This window comes from Desulfuromonas sp. CSMB_57 (assembly GCF_020194955.2).
Taxonomy (GTDB): Bacteria; Desulfobacterota; Desulfuromonadia; order Desulfuromonadales; family Syntrophotaleaceae; genus JAFCIY02.
Map to the genome: position 1 here is coordinate 260,695 of NZ_JAFCIY020000006.1, position 20,028 is coordinate 280,722.

Genomic DNA, 20,028 nt, shown 5'->3' on the forward strand with positions numbered 1-20,028 from the left:
GAGCGCCATGGCCAAGATCAAACTGACCAAAACCGAACTGAAGGTGCAACGCGATGCGCTGAAGCGCTTTTTGCGCTATCTGCCCACCCTGAAGCTGAAGAAGCAGCAGTTGCAGATGGAGATCCGCCGGGTGCAGCTGGAAATGCAGGATCTCGAAAAGGAAATCCGCGGTTTTGAATCGGAACTGGAAGTGTGGATCGCCTTACTGGGTGGCACCCCAATGGAACACCTCCAGGAACTGTACCAGGTCAATACCTGGCGCACCTCGGTGCGCAACATCGCCGGTATCGACACCCCGGTGTTCGAGAGCCTGGACTTTGAAATCCGCGAGCAGGATCTTTTTGCCGCGCCCTTGTGGCATGACGAGTTGCTGGCGGCGGTGGAACGCCTGACGGTGCTGCGCCTGCGTCAGCAACTGCTCACTGAACAACTCGAGGCCATCGAGCGCGAACTGCAGGTGACCACCCAGCGCGTCAACCTGTTCGAGAAGGTCAAGATTCCGGAAACCGAGGACAACATCCGCCAGATCCAGATCTTCCTCGCGGATCAGCAGTCCAACGCCGTTGGCCGGGCCAAGATCGCCAAAGCCAAGTGCGCGGCCCGGGCCGCGGCGACCTGATGGCAACCACGGGAGCCCTGAACAGGGGTAGAGTCGACCATGATTGAACCGATGAAAAAAATAACCGTGGTCTGCCTGGCCGCGGAGCGGCGCACGACCATCGAGCAGCTCGCCGCTTTGGGCATCGTGCACGTGCAACCGGTGCGCATGGCGGAATCGGAGCAGCTGAAACAACTGCTGGAGCAGCGGGAAGAGATCGAAGAAACCCTGGCCATGCTGCCGGATCTGCCGGCCGTCCGAAGCGCCACGGCAACCCAGGCGGCAACGGTGCCGTCGGCTCCGGACCTGATGGCGGCCATCCATGCCGCGGATCGTCGTCAAACCGAGCTGCGCAAGCAACAAAAAAACTGTCAGGAACGCCTGCAGACCCTGCAACCCTGGGGCGGTTTCGACCCGGCCGCATTGCAGCCCCTGCAGCAGCGGGGCCTGGAGCTGGTTCTGTTCTCGGCGCCGCAAGGCAGCCGGCCCGCCCTGCCGGAGGGGAGCCTGCTGCAGGAAATCTCCACCCGGGACAAGGTCAGCTACTATGCCGCCCTGGTCGCAAGAGGCGTCAGCCTGCCCATGGATCTCATTCCCCTACCCGCAGCCGGTGATGTGGCCGGCCTCGAACAGGAACTGCGGGATCTGGACCAATCTCTGGCTGAAACGCGCGCACGGTTGCTGGATCTGGCACAGCACCGCACCGTGCTGGATCAGGTTCTGGAATCCCTGGCGACCCGCATCCAGTTCTGCGAAGCCCGCGACGGCATGGGCGAGGACGGCGCCTTGGCCTACCTGCAGGGCTATGTACCGGAAAGCCTGTGCGATCCCCTCTGGCAGGCGGCCCGCCGTCACGGCTGGGGCTTGCTGGTCCGGGATCCGGATGCGCATGAGAAGAATATCCCCACTCTGCTGCGCCTGCCGCGCTGGGTGGAACCGGTGCGGCTCATCTTCCAGGGCCTGGGGGTGATCCCCGGCTATCACGAGATCGATATCAGTGCCTGGTTCCTGGTATTTTTTTCCCTGTTTTTCGCCATTCTCATCGGCGATGCCGGCTACGGCGCCATTTTCCTCATCCTCACTTTGCTGCTGCGCAAAAAATTCCCCCATGCGCCCAAGGCACCCTTCTGGCTGTTCGGCGAACTGGCCGTGGGCACCATCATCTGGGGGGTGTTGACCGGCACCTACTTCGGCTGGACCGGCGGCGAGCAAAGCGTCGCTCTCATCGAAGGCCTGGCCCAGGAAACCAACGTCCAGAAACTCTGTTTCGGCCTCGGTGCCATCCACCTGATCCTGGCCCATCTCTGGAACGCCCTGCTCATCGGCCGGAGAGCCCGCGCTCTGAGCGAGCTGGGCTGGGTGCTGGTGTTCATGGGCAACTATTTCCTCGCCGGCAAGATGGTGCTCGGTCAGGAAATCCCCAACAGCCTGCTCTGGAGCCTGTTCGGTCCCGGCATGGCGGCGGTGGTGCTGTTCTCCAAGCCCAGCTACAATCCCCTCAAGGCCATCGCCGGCGGCCTCGGCTCCCTGGCCATGAACATCATCAACAGCTTTGTCGACCTGGTGTCCTATATCCGGCTGTTCGCCGTCAGCGCCGCCACCGTGGCGGTAGCCACCAGCTTCAACGATATGGCTCTGGGGCTGGAACTGGCGCCGTTCTGGAAGGGCTTGGCCATGGCGGTCATTTTGGTGCTGGGTCACGGCCTCAACATTCTGCTGGGCGCCATGGGCGTGCTGGTTCACGGCGTGCGGCTCAACATGCTGGAATTTTCCGGGCATCTGGGCATGGAATGGGCCGGTATTCCCTACCGTCCCCTGAAAAAAAAACCTGAGGATTCCCCGTAATTTCATTTCACGTTAACAGGAGGACACACATGGATCCGCAATTGGCATCCTCGATCGGCAATATCGGCGCATCCGCAGCCCTGGCCCTGGGCGCCATCGGCTCGGCCCTCGGCACCGGTGCCGCGGCCCTGGCCGCCATCGGCGCCTGGAAGAAATGCTATGCGCAAAGCAAGGCGGCGCCCTTTCTGCTGGTCGCCTTCGTCGGCGCCCCCCTTTCCCAGACCATCTACGGCATGATCCTGATGAACACCATCAAAAACGCCGCCCTGGCCAATCCGGCCGCCTGGCCTGCCTGCCTGGGGGCCGGCATCCTCGGTGGCGCCGCCATGGCCATGTCGGCCTGGCTGCAGGGCCGCGCCGGCGCCGGCGCCTCGGATGCCCTGGCGGAAACGGGCAAGGGTTTCGGCAACTACCTGATGGCCCTCGGCGTTATTGAAACCGTGGCCCTGTTCGTCATGGTCTTCATCGGCGGTGCCCTCTGACCGATTGCTGACCAAGCCCCTCTTCGAGCTTCGCAGTTTGCCAAGGCCGTCTCGTCCGTACTTCGTCCGGCGCGGGACGGCCTTTTTTTATGCGCGAACGGTTGTCGTTGTCATGATCGTAATGACGGTCGAGCCATACTACGATTACGATAAAGACCACCTGCTGCTGGTGGCAGGTACATCACCAGATCCCATCACAGGGAGAATTACGGTTCTTCCCCATCCAGGATGCCCTGCAAAACCGTCCGATAGATTTCATAATGCTCCAGAGAATGCACGACGAACAGCACCTTCTCCGGCAAGGATTCCCGCCGCAAAAGGTCCGCGACGGTGCCGATGGCGATGGGACAGGCCCGGGCCACCGGAAAACGATAGCTGCCACAGCTGATGGCGGGAAAGGCGATGGTGCGCAGGCCATGATCGATGGCCAGGCGCAGGCTGTTGCGATAACAGTCGGCCAGTATCCGTTCCGGCTCCGGATCGAGGCCGTACACGGGGCCCACCGTATGAATGATGAAGCGCGCCGGCAAATCAAACCCGGGGGTAATGCGCGCCTCCCCCATGGGGCATTCGCCCAATCGCCGACAGCTTTCCAGCAATCTGGAACCGGCCGCCCAATGGATCAGACCATCGACTCCTCCTCCGCCCTCCAGGGAGCCTTTAGCGGCATTGACAACCGCATCCACCCGCAGGCTGGTGATGTCGCCCCAGATAACCTCCATGCGGCCTGCCAGGGGATATTGTGCCATCATCAAAGGGCTTCCCAGAGATTGGCGGAGCCGCCATGCCGGGCCAGAATGGAGCGCACCGCTTTGCCAAATTCCTCATCGGACCAGGGCAGACAGCGTTCCAAAGCCTGTTGCCAGCGGCTCCGGAACGCCGGGCAGGGATTTTCAACGATAAAGGTACGCTCGCGCCGGCCGCTGCTGCCGTAAAATTGCACCCCGACAAAGGGTTGCCCCGAAAGAACCGCGAGCACCGTCTGATCCGACGGCCGGCGCGGGTTGCACCAGATGGGATAGATGCGTGCAGCGTATTGACCGGCCTTGATCAGAACCACCAGGACTCCGACGCCCTTTTCCAACAGCAGACCGACCCGAACGGCCGGCGGTTTGTCACCCAGCAGGCGGATGGCAGCGGACCGTTCCTTGACAATCAGGGCCGCTTGTGGCTTGGGTGGAGGGCTCAGAGCCATGCCGGCCTCTTCAAAATCCAGGCCGACCAGGACCTGTTCCGCAGAACGTGCAGGAGCCTCCATGATCATTCCGCTTGCCTCCTTAATGGGTGGGGTGGTCTGCGCCGGCGAGCCGGTTGGGCATGCCCTCCTCCGACGGCCTTGCCTACCCGACCGCTTTTCCCTATACTTGAAAAGCATTACATGCCCCCAGACCGAGGCCGTGCGAACTGTGCCACGACCGGAGACGTCACGTCTTTTCTAATCTTAACCGTTATGGCGCAAGATGCAGAATTTTGTTTTTCACAACCCGGTAAAAATCATCTTCGGCCAGGGGACAATTGCCAGCCTTGCGGAACTGGTGCCCGCCCGGGCCCGAGTCATGCTGCTCTACGGCTCCGGGTCCATCAAGGGCAACGGCGTTTACGACCAGGTGATGGCGGCGCTGCGCCATCATCGGGTCGAAGAATTTGGCGGCATCGAACCCAATCCGAGTTATGAGACCTGCATGCGGGCCGTCGCCCAAGCCAGATCCTTCGGCATCGACTTCCTGCTGGCGGCCGGGGGCGGTTCCGTCATGGATGCCACCAAGTTCATCGCCGCCGCCATCCCCCATACCCAGGGGGATCCCTGGGACATGGTGCTGAAAAAGGTCCCGGTCAGCGCGGCGCTGCCCCTGGGCTGCGTGGTGACCGTGCCGGCAACGGGGTCGGAAATGAACCTCAACGCGGTCATTTCCCGCACTGAGACCCAAGAGAAAATCCCCCTTAAAAGCGAACATCTCTATCCGCGTTTTTCCATCCTCGACCCGGACACCACCTTCTCCCTGCCCTATCGGCAACTTGCCAACGGCGTGGTGGATACCTTCGCTCACGTTTGCGAACAATATCTCACCTACCCGGCGAATGCGCCGTTGCAGGATCGGCAGGCCGAGGCCATCCTTCTGACCCTGCTCGAAGAGGCGCCGAAGCTGCACTCCGAAGGGGACGGCTATGCCGTGCGCGCCAACCTCATGTGGTGCGCCACCCAGGCCCTCAACCATAGTCTGTCCTGCGGTGTGCCGGGGGACTGGTCCTCCCACGCCATCGGTCATGACCTGACCGCCCGGTTCGGTCTGGAACACGCCCGGTCCCTGGCCATCGTCCTGCCGGCGGTGCTCAGCCACCAGCGCCATCGCAAGGCCGAAAAGCTGCTCCAATTTGCACGACGCGTCTGGGGCGTGACGGAAACCACGACCGATCAGACCATCGACGCCGCTCTGGCGCGCACCAGGAATTTCTTCGAAACCCTGGGACTGCCGACCAGGTTGCGGGATTACCAAATCAGCCCGGCGGATTGTCGCATCATCGAACAACGTCTCGGCGCCCGGGAGCCTCTCCTTGGCGAGCATCAGGATCTGGGCGCGGCGGATGTGGCCGCAATCCTGGCCCTGGCCGAATAGCAGGCTATCAAGAAACTAATCGGGGTGTTTTCCTGCCGCCGGAGCCCACGGCCCCGGCGCCTTGCCTTGGGAGCTTGTCATGCCACGAAAGGGTATCACCTTGGCCCGGGTTGCCGAAGTCTGTCAGGAACTTCTGAAGGATGGACAGCGGCTGACGGTACGCGCCGTCCAGCATCGCACCGGCGGTTCCATGTCAACGGTCCTGAAGCACCTGCAATGCTGGCAGCACGGCCGCCCCGAGGCCTCTCAGGCGGACCATGGAGAATTCTCGCCCCAGTTGCGCAAGGCACTGCAACGGGAAATTCTGGAGAAAACTGCAACTTTGCAACAGCAATGGCAGGAACGGCTAAGTGCCGGCATGGCCGAGACCGAAACCGCACAGGCCCAGTTGGCCGTAATGGTACAGCGCAACCGGGAACTGACGGACCGATTGGAGCAAATGGAGGCGGCGGCCTGCGATCGTCAACACGAATGGCAGCAGCGCCTGGAACGGTTGCAGCAGCAACTTGACGAGGCCCGTTGCCGCCTGCGGCACCTCGAACAGCAACGGCCCGTTCAGGACGAAGCAGGTGCCGCCACCGTCGCGCCGCCGGAAGATCCGCCATCCCCCCCGGCGACGCAAACCAACCGCCGCAGCCGCAAAAGCGCCGAGCCGGCACCGCAGAAAACCTTCGATTTTTAACGTCGACAACCCGAGCTAGCCCGGCCGCTGAACCGATTTCACCTCCAGGAATTCCTCCAGCCCAAAGCGGCCCATTTCCCGACCGTAGCCCGACTGCTTGAAGCCCCCGAAAGGTGCCAGGGGGTTGAAAGCAGCACCGTTGACATCCACCTGGCCGGCCCGCAACCGCCGCGCCATCCGCAGGGCTTTGGCCTCATCTCCCGACCAGACGGCCGCTGCCAGGCCGTAATCCGAATCGTTGGCCAAGGCCAGGGCATGTTCTTCATCCCGATAGGTAAGAATAGCCAGCACCGGTCCGAAAATTTCCTCCCTGGCAAGGCTCATCTCGGCCGTGACCCGGCCGAACACCGTCGGCTGCACGTAATAGCCCCGTTCCAGGCCGTCCGGCGGCGCTGCGCCGCCCAACAGCAGTTCGGCCCCCTCGGCGATTCCGCGCCGAATATAATCCCTGACTCGTTCACGCTGAACGGCGGAGACCAGCGGACCCAAACGAGCCTGTCCGGCCATGGGGTCGCCGACCGTATAGGCTCGCGCCGCCTCGACGGCCAAGGCGGCTGCCTCTTGGTAGCGGTCTTCCGGTACCAGCATCCGGGTCAGGGCGCTGCAGGTCTGGCCGCTGTTGAAGAAGCAGCCGCCCACTGTTGCTTTCACCGCCGCGGCCAGATCGGCATCCTCCAGAATCACGGAGGGCGATTTGCCGCCCAGTTCCAAGGCGGTGCGCTTGATGGAAGCCGCCGCCAGTTCCATGATGCGCCGGCCGGCCCGGGTCGAGCCGGTGAAGGACACCATGTCTACTCCGGGATGCCCGGCCAGAGCTTCACCAACGGGATGCCCGGGGCCGCTGACCAGGTTGAAAACCCCTGCCGGCAGGCCGACCGCCTCGACGACTTCCGCTAGAATGAAGGCATCCAGGGGCGCCACCTCGCTGGGTTTGACGACCACGGTACAGCCGGCCGCCAGAGCCGCAGCGACCTTGGCGGCGATCTGGTGCAGGGGATAGTTCCAAGGGGTGATGCAGGCCACCACTCCGACCGGTTCGCGTACGATCAGGGATCCACCGAGGGGCTCATCAAAAACATAGTCGCGCGCCAAAGCGGCGAATTGCTGCAGGGTCTGGATGGGCAGGCCGACCTGAATGCGGCGGGACAGCTTCAGCGGCATGCCGAGTTCCGCGGTAATCACCGCCGCCAGTTCCTCCGTGCGATCCTGCAATCCCCGGGCGATGCGCTCCAGATAATCGGCGCGCTGCGCCCCAGGTGTCGCCGACCAGGCGGGCAGTGCTGCCCGGGCCGCCGCCACCGCCAGTTCCACATCCACCGGGCAGCCCGCCGGCACCCTGGCGAAAACCTCCTCGGTGGCCGGATTGACGACCTCGATGGTGGCGCCATTCTGGGAAGCCTGCCATTGTCCATCGATAAACAAGAAGTTGCGTTGCGTCATGTCCTGCTCCTTCCCGGGCGGGCCGAGCCCTGCCCTGCCATGGGTTTCAGATGAATGATGAGACATCAGTATAGCAAAGCCGGACCGACGACCCAACCCCGCAACCGGTTTGCCGGTCAGGTTTGAGAATTCTTCGAGCGGTTGGAGAAAATGGTGCAATGTTGACCGGCATCAAGTTCAATCGGCGTCGATTGAGGCACTATGACCTCACATCAGGACAAAAAAACCCTCACCCCTAAAGCGGGAGCCCATCATGATCCGTGAAATAGTGAAAATCGACGAAGAGAAATGCAACGGTTGCGGTCTGTGCGTACCGGCCTGCGCGGAAGGCGCCATCCAGATTATCGACGGCAAGGCCCGCCTGGTGGCGGACAATCTGTGCGACGGCCTGGGCGCCTGTCTGGGGCACTGCCCCCAGGATGCCATCACCATCGAACGTCGCAATGCGGATCATTTCGATGAAGAGCAGGTGGCCGCCCACCTCAAGACCAACGCCGCGCCGGCGGCCCGGCCCCGCGCCGCCCATGGCGGTTGTCCCTCGGCCCGCCTGCACCACCTGGAACCGCCGGCGACCCAGGAGGACACCGGCGGCAGCCGTCAGTCGCATCTCGGCCATTGGCCCGTGCAACTGCAGTTGGTACCGCCCACGGCTCCCTTCCTGGCGAACGCGGATCTCTTGCTGGCGGCCGACTGCGCACCCTTCGCCTACGCCGATTTTCACCGGGATATTCTGCAGGGCAAAACTCTGCTCATCGGCTGTCCGAAACTGGATGACGGCCAGGCTTACCTGAACCGCCTGACCGCCATCGTGCAGCAAAACCATATCCGGCGCCTGACCGTGGTGCGCATGGAAGTGCCCTGCTGCGCCGGCCTGGTCTCCCTGGCCCAGCAGGCAGTGGCTGCCAGTGGCAAGGATATTCCCGTGGAAACCATCACCATCGGTATCCGCGGCGACCTTAAATAATCGACGCCCCGACACATCCCGTTCCCCACGGCAGCCCGGACCGTTCCGGGCTGCCGGTCGGTTATTCCGCCTGAAACAATCATCAGCCCCCGTGCCGTTGGCAAGCGCCTGAAATCCGATAAAATAAAATCAAGGCTTCATACTGACCGGGACACTCCATCCGACCCATGTCCACTGGGGCCTGTTCCTCACTGCATACAAAGGAGGTCCGGCTATGAAAGGACTGATCATCAAAAACCTGACCCATTGGTGCGACCGTTGGTCGGCGGATCTGGCGGCCCATCTCCATATTCTGGACGCCAGTTATGATGTCCTGATTTTTGATGAACGGCACTCTGAAGAGGAAATCCTGGCCCACCTCCAGGATGCGCCGACGGAACTCTACCACCTCATCGAGGTGGTGCCCGCGCCGGAGGACTGTTGCGATCTAATGGCGGATTCGGGGCTTTGTTACCGCAGAGTGCCTTGAGCAAAGGCAAAAAAAGGCACGTTGATCAGGAGGTTGAATCAACGTGCCAAAAGAAGGAGTTGGATGTTCTGTATGTTTGAAGTCTACCTGTGATCATTGCAGCGGGCTACGTGGCACCTCGTAAAAACCAACCGGCACTGCAACATTACGCTGCTGTGTATTTGAACACCTGCAGGCCAGGATCTTTGCATTCAGGTCAATGCCGTCGAGAAGATTTACGAAATTCCAACACCCTGGCAGTTTTCACCCGTCCACTTCTTTGCTCCAGGCAACTCTGAGGATCGTGCAACACCCTGTCGAATTCCATGAACTGGTCCCAGAACATATCGAACATGGCATGCATGCGCGCCACGGGGTCGTGATACTTTCGCAGTTTCATTTCGATCTGAAACTGCAATCCACGCGCCCGTTGTCGATATTCCTCCGGAAATTCCTCGATGGTGGTACGAATCCATTCTTCCCGCAAAGCCTCGAAACGCTCGGGATCCTGTTGATAAAGTCCGATCAACTCGTCAATGCGGAATTCCGTCGGCTTTTTGTTCGTCAATACCCCCACCTCCCTTCCTGCTTCAAGTCTACCATCGACCAAAGCAGATATCAGCCACGGAAGGAGAGATTTACAAGGCCTGCTGCATGAGGTGCCGGCGAGTCTGAGAGGCACTGGGGGATTGTGTTAGGGACCGGGGTTTTCTCGCAGAAATTCGCGGACCTGGTGGTGAAAGGCTAGCGGTTGGTCGGCATGCAGCCAATGGCCGGCACCGGCCAGAGTCACCATGCGGCAGCGGGGAAAAATTTTACCCAGGGACTCCAATTCGGCCGGCGGCAGATAGTCGGAATGCTCGCCGCGCAAAAACAGGGTCGGAACCTCGACCGGCCTTTCAATGGGCAAAGCCTCCAGGATTTGGTCGTAATTGCGCCGCAGGACCGGAAGGTTGAAGCGCCATTGCAGTCGGCCTTCTGGTGACAATTGGAGGTTTTTCAGCAGAAAGCCGCGCAGGTTGGGGTCGGGCAGGCGCTCTCGAAGCCAGCGATCCGCGGCGCCTCGATTCTCCATGGAATCCAGGGGCAACGCCTGCAGGAGAGCAAAAATCCCATCATGCCGAGGCGGGTTCGGACCGGGGCCGATGTCGGCCACCAGCAGTTGGTCGATGCGCTCCGAGTAATGGGCGGCAAAAAGCATGGCGGTCTTCCCGCCCATGGAATGTCCAAGCAGGTGCACCCGGTCCAATAGGCGGTCATCCAGGAATTTTTCCAGGTCTTCAACCATGGCCCGGTAATCAAAAACCGGACTGTGCGGCGACTGCCCATGATTGCGCTGATCGACGCTGAAAACCTGAAACTCGCCGGAGAGTCGTTGCGCCATCCAGCGCCAGTTGTCGAGGCTGCCGAACAGGCCGTGAAGAACAACCAGTGGAATGCCTTCGCCCTGCACTTCCCAGTTCAGGGCCAGTTTCATAACGACGGGTCCGAAGCGAATACGCCCTCCGCCAGCGGCAGCCATTCCGGCAGCAGCCTTTGGAAGATCCCGGCAACGATACCCTTGACTTCCGGCATGGGCAGGTGCCGCTTTGTCAGTCCCTCCAGGGAGACCATAGGACAATCCTGGATGCCGCAAGGATGGATACGCTGAAAGCCCGCCAAGTCGATGGAAACATTCAGGGCAAAACCGTGCATGGTGACCCAGCGCCGCGCCCCCGCCCCGATGGAGGCCAATTTTCCCTGGGCCGTCCATACCCCGGTAAGACCAGCCTCGCGCCAGGCGTCGACGCCAAAATGGGCGGCCGTTTGGATCAGCACCTCTTCAAGAAACCGCAAATAATGATGCAGATCCCGCCCCCGGCGACCCAGGTTCAGCAGCGGGTAGCCGACCAACTGGCCTGGTGCATGATAGGTGATGTCGCCACCCCGGTTGATGCGCACCACCTCGATGGATTCATCCAGGACATTTTCCAGGTGACCGCCGCGTCCCACGGTGTAGACCGGCGGGTGCTCCAGCAGCAGCAGCGTTTCCTCCGACCGGCCCGCCGCGATGCGGGCAACGAGATCCTCCTGCAGAGCCAAGGCCAGACCATAGCCGATCGTTCCCAAATCCTGGACCTTCAATTCCACGGCGCACTCCGGAAGCTTTTAAATCAACTTAGAACAAAAAAGCCCGGGTGGGAGGCTAGGAGGGTCCTCCCACCCGGAAACAGGGTCTCGCAGATACTTAACCCTGGTAAAAGGTGAAGGTGCTTGTTCGACGGCGGGCTGCAACGCGATTGCCGGGGAGGAAGAAGCAATTTTTGTGTGGTGCAGCAGCCCGCCGTCAACCCTATGGCACGGAACCCGTCGATCCCGCAGGATAGGCGAATCTCAGCAATGTACCGCGGCCTTGTCCACGTCCAGAGCCGCCTCCTTGAGGGCTTCGGCCAGGGTCGGATGCCCGTGGAACATGGCGCCGATATCGTGGGCGGTACCGCCGTAGCTCATTACCGCCACGGCTTCGGCAATCATGTCCGAAGCGCGCGGACCGAAGATGTGCACGCCCAGCACCTGACCGGTGTCGGCATGGGCCAGCACCTTGACGAAGCCCTCGGTCTCGGCCATGGCCCGAGCCCGGCCGTTGGCCATGAAGTTGAATTTGCCGGTTTTGACGGGCACCCCCGCCTCCTTGAGCTGTTCCTCCGTCTGGCCGACGGAAGCCATCTCCGGCCAGGTGTAGCAGACCCCGGGGATGGTCTCGTAATGCACCTGGGAGTTCTTTCCCACCAGGCGTTCAACGAACACCACCGCCTCCTCCGACGCCTTGTGCGCCAGCATGGGGCCGGGAATCAAATCGCCGATTGCGTAGACGCCCGGCACGGTGGTGGCGTAGTTTTCATCCACCCGGATGCAGCCCCGCTCGTCGAGTTGGACGCCGATTTCTTCCAGACCCAGGTTGTCGGTGTTGGGCTTGCGTCCGGCGGACAGCAGCACCTTGTCGCAGGTGATTTCCTGGACCTTGTCCCCCTTGGCCAGAGTGATGCGCGCCTGACCGTTGCTCACCTCGATGCCCTGAACGGTGGTTCCCAGATGAAAGGCCATGCCCTGCTTTTTCAGGGATCGGGTCAGAGCCTGGACCGCCTCCCCGTCCGATTTGGGCAGCATGACCGGCAGCATTTCAACCACCGTCACTTTGGCACCGAGACGCAGCCAGACGGAACCCAGTTCCAGGCCGATATAGCCCGCGCCGATGACCACCAGATGTTCCGGCACCGCCGGCAGACACAGCGCCCCGGCATTGTCGATGATGACCTCGCCGTCCACGTCCAGGCCGGGAATTCGGGCCACCTTGCCGCCCGTCGCCAGCAGCACCTGCTTGCCGCGCACCACGCCGGCATCCTTGCCTTCCACCTGCACCTGCTGCAGGCCGTCGCTGCCGGCGCCCATCAGTTTGCCGCGACCCTTGAGCCAGGTCACCTTGTTTTTCTTGAACAGGTAGGCGATGCCGCCGGTAAGGTCGCTGACCACTCCTGCCTTGCGCTCCATCATGCGCGCCAGATTCAGTTTCGGCGGCGCAATCTCGATGCCGTGCAGGTCGAACTTGTCCCGAGCCAGCGCGAAGTGTTCGCTGGAATCCAGCAGGGCCTTGCTGGGGATGCAGCCCTCGTTCAGGCAGACCCCGCCCAGGGTCGGGCGATTTTCCACCACGGCCACCTTGAGTCCCAACTGGGAGGCGCGGATCGCTCCGACATAACCGCCGGGGCCGGCACCCAGAATCACCAGATCAAAAACGTCTTCAGCCATTTATCTTCTCCTTATGGTGCAAAAACCGAGGTTTTTGTCGAAAAGCAACTGTGCCGTACAGGGTCTCGGGGCGCCCGCGCCGAGGGTGTCTGGCGCCCGGATGGCGCCGGCCAAGCCCCTGGGATGGGTTCATGCGGCCCGCGGCGTGGGCGGCACGGGACCCTGCACACCGCTGCAGAATAGATTACGCCGAAACTTGGGTGTTACTGCAGCACCTCGCGGGCCTGCAGGTCGGCATGATAGGAAGAACGCACCAAGGGCCCGGAAGCGACTTGGGCAAAGCCCATGGCCAGGCCTTCTTCCCGGAATTTGTCGAACTGTTCAGGTGTCACGTAGCGGCGCACCGGCAGATGATGGCGGCTGGGGCGCAGGTATTGGCCCACCGTCAGCATGTCGCAGCCATGGGCGCGCAGATCACGCATCACCGTCAGAATTTCTTCGTCCGTTTCACCGAGGCCGACCATCAGACCGGACTTGGTGGGGATTCCCGGAAAACGCGCCTTGAACCGCTGCAGCAACTGCAGCGACTCACCGTAGCGCGCGCCGGGACGCGCCTCGCCATACAGGCGGGGCACCGTTTCCAGGTTGTGGTTGAACACGTCCGGCAGGTTGCCGGCCAGGCCCTCGAAGGCCGCCTCGACATGTCCGCGAAAATCCGGCACCAGGATTTCGATCTTGACACCGCTGCCGGTGGCCCGGATGGCGCCGATACAGCGTGCAAAGTGCCCGGCGCCGCCATCGGGAAGATCGTCACGGTTGACGGAGGTGATCACCACATACCGTAACTGCATGGCCTGGATGGCCGCCGCCAGATGCTCCGGTTCCTGCTCGTCCAGGGGCGCGGGACGACCATGGGCGACGTCGCAGAACGGACAGCGACGCGTGCAGATATCCCCCATGATCATGAAGGTGGCGGTGCCGCGCTGGAAGCATTCGCCCAGGTTCGGGCAATTGGCTTCCTCACAGACGGTATGCAGGCTGTGGTTGCGCAGAATGCCTGTCAACTCCCGCACCTCGGGCGCCGCCGGCGCCTTGGCCTTGATCCAGGCCGGTTTGGCGAGAATTTGATCGATGTCCATGCAACTTCGAGCCGTTTTGGCGCCACCGCGCTTTTTTTCCATCAGTGCCATGACTGGCTCCCTGTTCATGCTGATTTGCCAACCGGCGGATTTGTGCCGGCCCTCCGAGGGCGCTCGCCCCCGGAGGGCCTACTTACACCCGGATGCCGGCTCCGGGCTGTTCCATTCTCAACCCTGCAGTTCCGCCGGGTTTTCCAGCAGGCGCTTCAGTTCCACCAGATATTGGGCGGAATACAATCCATCCACCACCCGGTGGTCGGCTACCAGGGTTACCTTCATGGTTGAGGCAGGGACCATGTTGCCGTCCTTCACGACCACTTCTTCCTTGATACCGCCTACGGCCAGGATCGCCGTCATTCCCGGGGGTACCAGAGCCACGAACTGGTCGACCCCGAGCATCCCCAGGTTGGAGATGGCGAAGTTGCCCCCGGCCATCTCCGTCGGGCCGCAGGTCCCGGCCTTGACCTTGTCGATCAGGGCCCGGGAACTGCCGGCCACCTCTTCCAGACTGAGGTCCTGACAGCCTTTGACAACCGGCATCATCAGGCCGTCGTCGAGGCCGACGGCCACGGCGATATTCACCTCGGGGTTCAAGATGTATTCCTTGTTGCCCAGGGTGGCGTTGACCATCGGATACTTCTCGATGGCCTTGGCGCAGGCTTTCACCACCATGTCGTTCATGGACACGGTCTTGCAGGCGGCCTTGAGATCGTTCCGGAACTGCTTGGCGGCACCCATGTCGATAGCCATGGTGACCGGGAACTGAGGAACCGTCCAGGAGTTGGTCACCGTACTGGAAATCGCGGCACGCATGGCCGTCATGGGCTTGCTGGCCGGCTTTGCCGGAGCTGCGGAAGGGATTGTTTCCGCAGTTTCCGGTTCGGTAGCGGGAGCCGCCGCGCCGCTGCGTCGGGCAAGAAAGGCATCGATATCGGCATCGGAAACCGAGGCCTCGGCGATGATACCGATCAGGGCCTGCACCGGATACACTTCGCCCTCCTCGCCGATCTTGCGGCGCAGAATGCCGCTGACCGTACTTTCCACCGCCTGGGCGATCTTGTCCGTCTCGACTTCCATGATCTCGGTGCCGGGTTCCACTTCATCGCCTTCGTCGAGCATCCAGGAAGCAATCGTCCCTTCTTCCATGGTCAGGCCCCACTTGGGCATGGTCAGTTCATGGATCCCGGCGGGAGCCGAGACGGCCTCAGGGGAAGATTCCTCTGCACCCTCATTTTCCTCACCGCCATAAGCGGCCAGAAAGGCATCGATCTCTTCGTCAGGCACATCGGCGCCGGCAATCACGCCAATCAGGGCCTGCACCGGATAGACTTCCCCTTCTTCACCGATCTTGCGGCGCAGCACGCCGCTGACCGTGCATTCCACCGGCTGGGCGATCTTGTCCGTCTCGACCTCCAGCATCTCGGTGCCGGGCTCCACCTCGTCCCCCTCCTCGATGAGCCAGGAGGCGATGGTCCCTTCTTCCATGGTCAACCCCCACTTGGGCATGGTGAGGGCGATGATCCTTGCTTCACTCATGATGATTACTCCAGGGTTTTGCGTACAGCTGCCTGCACCTTGGCGGCGTTGGGAATATACTCGGCTTCCAGGTTGGCGGCAAAAGGTACCGGCACGAAGGGCGGCGTGACCATCTGCGGCGCCGCTTTCAGGGAGCGGAACAGGTCCTGGGCCACCATGCCGACGATATCCGTCGCGAAGCCGCAACGATCGTTGTCCTCATCCACCACCACCAGGCGACCGGTTTTCTCAACGCTGGAGAAAATGGTGTCCTTGTCCAAGGGCGAGATGGTGCGCGGATCGATGATGGTGCACTCGATGCCTTCCTTGGCCAGGGCCTTGGCCGCCTGGGTGGCCACCTGCACCATGCGCGCCAGGGCGACGATGGTCACGTCCTTGCCTTCCTGAACCACATTCGCCTTACCCAGAGGGATGGTATAGTGCTCTTCCGGAACCTCGCCCTTCATGGTGTAGAGGGCCTTGTGCTCGAAGAAGACGCAGGGATCGTCATCCTGAATGCAGGCCGCCAGCAACCCTTTGGCGTCATAGGGGTTGGAGGGGATGATGCTCTTCAGGCCCGGCACATGGGCGAACATGGAATAGGGACTCTGGGAATGCTGGGCGGCGGCGCTGAAACCGGCGCCGATCATGGTGCGGATGGTGACCGGGGTCACGGCCTTGCCGCCGAACATGTAGCGGAACTTGGCCGCCTGGTTGTACAGCTGGTCGAAGCACACTCCCAAAAAGTCGGAGAACATCAGTTCCCCGATGGCGCGCATGCCGCAAGCCGAAGCGCCGACGGCGGCGCCGATGTAGGCGGACTCGGAAATGGGGGTATCGATTACCCGATCGGGAAACTTGGGATAGATCCCCTTGGTAACGCCGAGCACGCCGCCCCAGGCATCGCGCTCCTGGTCGGTACCGGCGGCGCCGGCCACATCCAGGCCGAGGAGGATGACGGACTCGTCGCGCGCCATCTCCAGGCATATGGCTTCGTTGATTGCGTCCTTGAACATGATCTTTCTAGCCATCGTTTTATTCCTTTCTATACCCTGAATCGTCACAAGGGGTCAGTAAGATACGTAAACGTCCGTCAGCAAAGCGCTCATATCCGGCTGCGGAGCAGCCTCGGCTTCCTTGACGGCCTTCTCGACCAGCGCCAGGACGTCCTTGTCGATGGCCTCGAGTTCCGCCGCCTCGACCAGACCGGCCTCAACGGCCGCTGCCGCGAAACGCTTCAGGGGACAATTGTTGGCGCGGGCATTCTTGACCTCGTCCTTGGGACGATAGGTCTGGGCATCGCCTTCAAAATGACCGTAATAGCGCAGGGTCTTGCACTCCAGGAAGGTCGGACCGCCGCCCTTGCGGGCACGCTCGATGGCTTCGCCGGCCGCTTCGTAAACCGCGAAGAAATCGTTGCCGTCCACGGTCACCGCCGGCATGCCGAAACCGCGGGCGCGGTCGGCGATATTTTCCGAGCCGACCTTGGCGGAGTACTTGACGGAGGTGGATTCGGCGTAGCCGTTGTTCTCGAGCACGAAAATCATCGGCAGTTCCAGAGTCACCGCCAGGTTCATGGATTCGAAGTTGGTGCCCTGGTTGGAGGCGCCGTCACCAAAGAACACCACGCCGACGCTGCCGTCCTTGCGCAGCTTGGAAGCCAGAGCGGCACCCGCCACCAGAGGGGGACCGGCACCGACGATACCGTTGGCGCCCATCATGCCCTTGTCGAGGTCGGCGATATGCATGGAGCCGCCCTTGCCGCCGCAGGTGCCGGTCTGCTTGCCGTAGATCTCGGCCATCATGCCCACCAGATCAACGCCCTTGGCGATGCAGTGACCATGGCCGCGATGGGTGCTGGCGATACGATCCAAGTCGTTGAGATGTTCGCAGACGCCGACGGCAACCGCTTCCTCACCCGAGTAAAGATGCACGAAGCCGGGCAGAGTCCCCTTGGCGAACTCGACATGAACGCGGTCTTCAAACTCGCGGATCTCGCGCATCTTTCTGTAAGCCCTGAGAAGATCTTCTTTGGACAATTGTGCCTTCATCTGTTTCTCCCTTCAGTCTTTGAAATGTTACAGCAAAACTACGGATTGAATATGGCCGCTCCATGCAAGCCTTCCTGCGTCAATCAGCACCTCCTTTGCCCTCGATATTACAAATTCCTATATTCAGGCAATGAAGCCGCTGTGCGTTCATTGCCCCGCATGACGGCAATCTGTAAGAGCACAACAGGTGCCAATCCCTCCCAAATTTTCCATCGAGGACCCCAAAATTCTGGCAAAGCACCGCGAAAATCTCACAAAACACTGTTTTTTCAACACTATTTACAACAACAAAAAAAGGCCACAAGCCCCAAACAGGAAGTCTTTGCACCATGGAAATGCCTCCTGCTCCGAACACTTCTCACCCTTCGGGGAAATTATGCGACAAGTGTCCCATGGTCGATCAAACACCTGTCGCAAAACCATGGTTTATAAGGGCAGGCTGAAGGCTGAAGGATGAAGGCTTAAGGATGAAGGATGATAGCTGAAGGATGAAGGATGAAGGATGAAAGCTGACGACTGGTGGTTGGGACGCAGGGAGCAGGCTTCGAGGGATGAGGGATGCGTTTCAGGCGGTTTGGCAGCTTTGCAGGATACGGCGGATGGCATCGGCCGGATGGTCGGCCTGCATGACGGCGGAGATGACCGCCACGGCGTCGGCTCCGGCCTGCAGGACCCGGCCGGCATTGTCGGCATCAATGCCACCGATGCCGACGATGGGCAGGCGCACGGCGCGGCGCACGCGGGGAAGTTCATGGAGGCTGGCGGCGGTGGTATCGGTTTTGGTTCCGGTCGGAAACAGGCAGCCGAATCCGATGTAGTCGGCGCCCTGCTCCTCGGCGGCCACGGCTTCGGCGAGGCAATGGGTGGACATTCCGACCAGGGCATCGGCACCCAGAACCTTTCGAGCTACAGCCACGTTGCCGTCGCCCTGGCCGAGATGAACCCCGTCGGCCGCGCATTCCCGGGCCAGTTGGATACTGTCGTTGACCATGAACAGGGCACCATATTGCCGGCAGAGTTGCCGCAGTTCTCCGGCCACCTGCAACTGCCGTGCGGGCGCCTCGTCCTTGCCCCGGTACTGCAGGGTGCGTACCCCCAATTGCAGGGCGAGCTCCACCCGCTCGAACAGATCCGCAACCGGCATGGTAATCAGATAAAGGCCGGAGAGGCGATGGGCTCTCATACCGAATTCCTTTCGTAACCGTTCAGCACAGGGGCTCGGGGTGGGCGGCGCGAGACCCTGCGTCCACGATGCTGAATATTTACTTCCTTTCAGTACTCCGGCTCGACACTGCACATACCGCAAGCCAGGGAAGACTCCACCGCCAGGGTCGGTGAGGACATGGAAAACATGCCGCGCTCGGCGGCCAGATGCATGGTGCGCGACACATTGATGGTCAAGGGTCCATCGAGATCCAGCCAGATGCGCAGACTATCGCCGGTGTGAAAGACATACTCGCGCTCGCCATCCAGGGAAATGGCACCCTGGACCGTGGTCAGGCTGCAGGGCTGGTGCGGCCGAATAATCTGCAGATCGGCAATCCCCATGGGCACGATGAGTCCCGGCGCGATGGGCGCGCACAAAGTCATCCGCCCCTGCCCCGGCGGGCAAAGCCGAAGATGCAGGCCGTGGCCGCTATCCCGCGACACGGGATTGGCCAGACCGGCCACGGCGGACAGACCGATGGCGTCGGCCTGGGCATAGGTAACGAAGATCTCCCGCACCTTTTCCGGTTGCCACATGGCCCGCGACCCGATCCAACGGTCATCCGTCAGACAGAGGTCGACCAGGGCCAGGTCCCGGCGGGCATCGTTGATGCCGACCCGCAACACCTTGTTGCGCTCCGTCACTTCACAGATGGGGACGGCGCCGGTTCCCACCAACCCGGCGGCCATGCCCGCCACGGTGGCTTCCTGGTAGTGGGGGAAGGCGTTGTTGGTTCCGGTGGACAGAGCCACCAAAGGAATGGAGCCGCAATGTTTGGCCACCAGCCGATGAGTCCCGTCCCCACCCAGAACAATGATGACGCGCACCCCTGACTGAACCATGTGTTCGACGGCGCGCTGGGTATCCACCGCCGACTCCTCGACAGGCATGTCCAGCAACACCAGTTCCGGCCAGTGCTCGCCCAGCACCCGGGAGCCCTGCTCTTTTTGTTTCAGGAGGCTGCCGACAATCCCGGAAAGGTCCGGCATCAGGCAAATCCGGGACACCCCCATGTAACGCATTCCGAGACACAGCCGCCGAACGATATTGACCTTTTCGGCCACGGTGAAACCGGATGCGGCACTGACCAGACGGCGAATATCCCGCCCGGAAGCCGGATTGGCGATGATGCCGATGCTGATATCGGCGGCGGAACAGCCTGTCATGGGCAGGAACCTCCTGGTAAGTTCAGTCCGAAGGCTGAAGACTGAAGAAAAAACCATCAACTGGCCAATCGGCTCTCCTCGCTCAGAAACGCCCGGTCCCAGTCCTTCCAGACCGGGTCATAGCCCTGAGCCTGCAGCATGGCGCAGATC

The 20,028-nt window shown here is 61.6% G+C and carries 20 protein-coding genes; 7 read left to right on the forward strand and 13 right to left on the reverse strand.

The window, feature by feature from the left end:
- The first annotated feature begins 7 nt into the window (after positions 1–7).
- The 3 genes from JQN68_RS03205 to JQN68_RS03215 are packed head-to-tail and all read left to right on the forward strand — an operon-like array spanning position 8 to position 2,925.
- Positions 8–619, forward strand: a complete 612-nt coding sequence (locus JQN68_RS03205) for a V-type ATP synthase subunit D (protein ID WP_225071728.1) — start codon at positions 8–10, stop codon at positions 617–619.
- Positions 620–670: 51 nt separating this feature from the next.
- A complete protein-coding gene (locus JQN68_RS03210; RefSeq protein WP_225071727.1) occupies positions 671–2,443 on the forward strand; it encodes a V-type ATP synthase subunit I in 1,773 nt (590 codons plus the stop codon).
- 29 nt (positions 2,444–2,472) lie between these two features.
- Positions 2,473–2,925, forward strand: coding sequence for an ATP synthase subunit C-like protein (locus tag JQN68_RS03215; RefSeq protein ID WP_225071726.1), 453 nt, complete (start codon positions 2,473–2,475; stop codon positions 2,923–2,925).
- A gap of 206 nt (positions 2,926–3,131) precedes the next feature.
- Here JQN68_RS03215 and JQN68_RS03220 read toward each other — a convergent pair whose 3' ends face one another.
- Entirely contained in the window at positions 3,132–3,677 is a 546-nt protein-coding gene (locus tag JQN68_RS03220; protein WP_249621003.1) for a macro domain-containing protein, read from the reverse strand.
- Positions 3,677–4,189 (reverse strand): hypothetical protein, encoded by a 513-nt coding sequence (locus JQN68_RS03225; protein WP_225071724.1) that lies wholly within the window; start codon positions 4,187–4,189, stop codon positions 3,677–3,679. The genes JQN68_RS03220 and JQN68_RS03225 overlap by 1 nt, the downstream gene beginning before the upstream one ends.
- 196 nt (positions 4,190–4,385) lie before the next feature.
- Here JQN68_RS03225 and JQN68_RS03230 point away from each other — a divergent pair, with 196 nt between their 5' ends.
- Together JQN68_RS03230 and JQN68_RS03235 are read left to right on the forward strand one after the other, a co-directional pair.
- On the forward strand, positions 4,386–5,540 hold the full coding sequence (locus JQN68_RS03230; protein WP_225071723.1) for an iron-containing alcohol dehydrogenase: 1,155 nt from the start codon (positions 4,386–4,388) through the stop codon (positions 5,538–5,540).
- Positions 5,541–5,619: 79 nt separating this feature from the next.
- Positions 5,620–6,222: a DNA-binding protein gene (locus JQN68_RS03235; RefSeq protein ID WP_225071722.1), complete on the forward strand. Its 603-nt coding sequence runs from the start codon at positions 5,620–5,622 to the stop codon at positions 6,220–6,222.
- Between the two features lie 15 nt (positions 6,223–6,237).
- On the opposite strand, the gene JQN68_RS03240 is transcribed toward JQN68_RS03235, so the two are convergent.
- Positions 6,238–7,662 (reverse strand): aldehyde dehydrogenase family protein, encoded by a 1,425-nt coding sequence (locus JQN68_RS03240; protein WP_225071721.1) that lies wholly within the window; start codon positions 7,660–7,662, stop codon positions 6,238–6,240.
- A 253-nt stretch (positions 7,663–7,915) separates the two neighbouring features.
- Between JQN68_RS03240 and JQN68_RS03245 the strand changes: the two genes are divergently transcribed.
- Together JQN68_RS03245 and JQN68_RS03250 are read left to right on the forward strand one after the other, a co-directional pair.
- The gene (locus JQN68_RS03245; RefSeq protein WP_225071720.1) at positions 7,916–8,626 is read left to right on the forward strand and encodes an ATP-binding protein; all 711 of its coding nucleotides are present in this window, start codon (positions 7,916–7,918) and stop codon (positions 8,624–8,626) included.
- Positions 8,627–8,840: 214 nt separating this feature from the next.
- The gene (locus JQN68_RS03250; RefSeq protein WP_225071719.1) at positions 8,841–9,095 is read left to right on the forward strand and encodes a hypothetical protein; all 255 of its coding nucleotides are present in this window, start codon (positions 8,841–8,843) and stop codon (positions 9,093–9,095) included.
- Positions 9,096–9,291: 196 nt separating this feature from the next.
- Here the strand turns inward: JQN68_RS03250 and JQN68_RS03255 are convergent, their stop codons facing one another.
- The 10 genes from JQN68_RS03255 to JQN68_RS03300 all read right to left on the reverse strand — a co-directional run bounded on the left by JQN68_RS03255 (position 9,292) and on the right by JQN68_RS03300 (position 19,878).
- Positions 9,292–9,642, reverse strand: coding sequence for a DUF3135 domain-containing protein (locus JQN68_RS03255; RefSeq protein WP_225071718.1), 351 nt, complete (start codon positions 9,640–9,642; stop codon positions 9,292–9,294).
- 126 nt (positions 9,643–9,768) lie between these two features.
- Positions 9,769–10,551: an alpha/beta fold hydrolase gene (locus JQN68_RS03260; RefSeq protein ID WP_225071717.1), complete on the reverse strand. Its 783-nt coding sequence runs from the start codon at positions 10,549–10,551 to the stop codon at positions 9,769–9,771.
- Positions 10,548–11,198 (reverse strand): lipoyl(octanoyl) transferase LipB, encoded by a 651-nt coding sequence (gene lipB, locus JQN68_RS03265; RefSeq protein WP_225071819.1) that lies wholly within the window; start codon positions 11,196–11,198, stop codon positions 10,548–10,550. The genes JQN68_RS03260 and lipB overlap by 4 nt, the downstream gene beginning before the upstream one ends.
- A gap of 249 nt (positions 11,199–11,447) precedes the next feature.
- Positions 11,448–12,860 (reverse strand): dihydrolipoyl dehydrogenase, encoded by a 1,413-nt coding sequence (lpdA, locus tag JQN68_RS03270; RefSeq protein WP_225071716.1) that lies wholly within the window; start codon positions 12,858–12,860, stop codon positions 11,448–11,450.
- 203 nt (positions 12,861–13,063) lie between these two features.
- A complete protein-coding gene (lipA, locus tag JQN68_RS03275) occupies positions 13,064–13,990 on the reverse strand; it encodes a lipoyl synthase (RefSeq protein ID WP_502799345.1) in 927 nt (308 codons plus the stop codon).
- 117 nt (positions 13,991–14,107) lie between these two features.
- Entirely contained in the window at positions 14,108–15,475 is a 1,368-nt protein-coding gene (locus tag JQN68_RS03280) for a dihydrolipoamide acetyltransferase family protein (RefSeq protein ID WP_249621004.1), read from the reverse strand.
- Between the two features lie 5 nt (positions 15,476–15,480).
- On the reverse strand, positions 15,481–16,485 hold the full coding sequence (locus JQN68_RS03285; RefSeq protein WP_225071714.1) for an alpha-ketoacid dehydrogenase subunit beta: 1,005 nt from the start codon (positions 16,483–16,485) through the stop codon (positions 15,481–15,483).
- 39 nt (positions 16,486–16,524) lie between these two features.
- Complete coding sequence (locus JQN68_RS03290) at positions 16,525–17,505, reverse strand: thiamine pyrophosphate-dependent dehydrogenase E1 component subunit alpha (protein ID WP_225071713.1); 981 nt, start codon at positions 17,503–17,505, stop codon at positions 16,525–16,527.
- Between the two features lie 565 nt (positions 17,506–18,070).
- Positions 18,071–18,688 carry a thiamine phosphate synthase gene (thiE, locus tag JQN68_RS03295; protein ID WP_225071712.1) on the reverse strand — a complete coding sequence of 206 codons (618 nt, stop codon included), beginning with the start codon at positions 18,686–18,688 and terminating at the stop codon, positions 18,071–18,073.
- Between the two features lie 89 nt (positions 18,689–18,777).
- Entirely contained in the window at positions 18,778–19,878 is a 1,101-nt protein-coding gene (locus tag JQN68_RS03300; protein WP_225071711.1) for an ATP-NAD kinase family protein, read from the reverse strand.
- Positions 19,879–20,028: the final 150 nt, after the last annotated feature.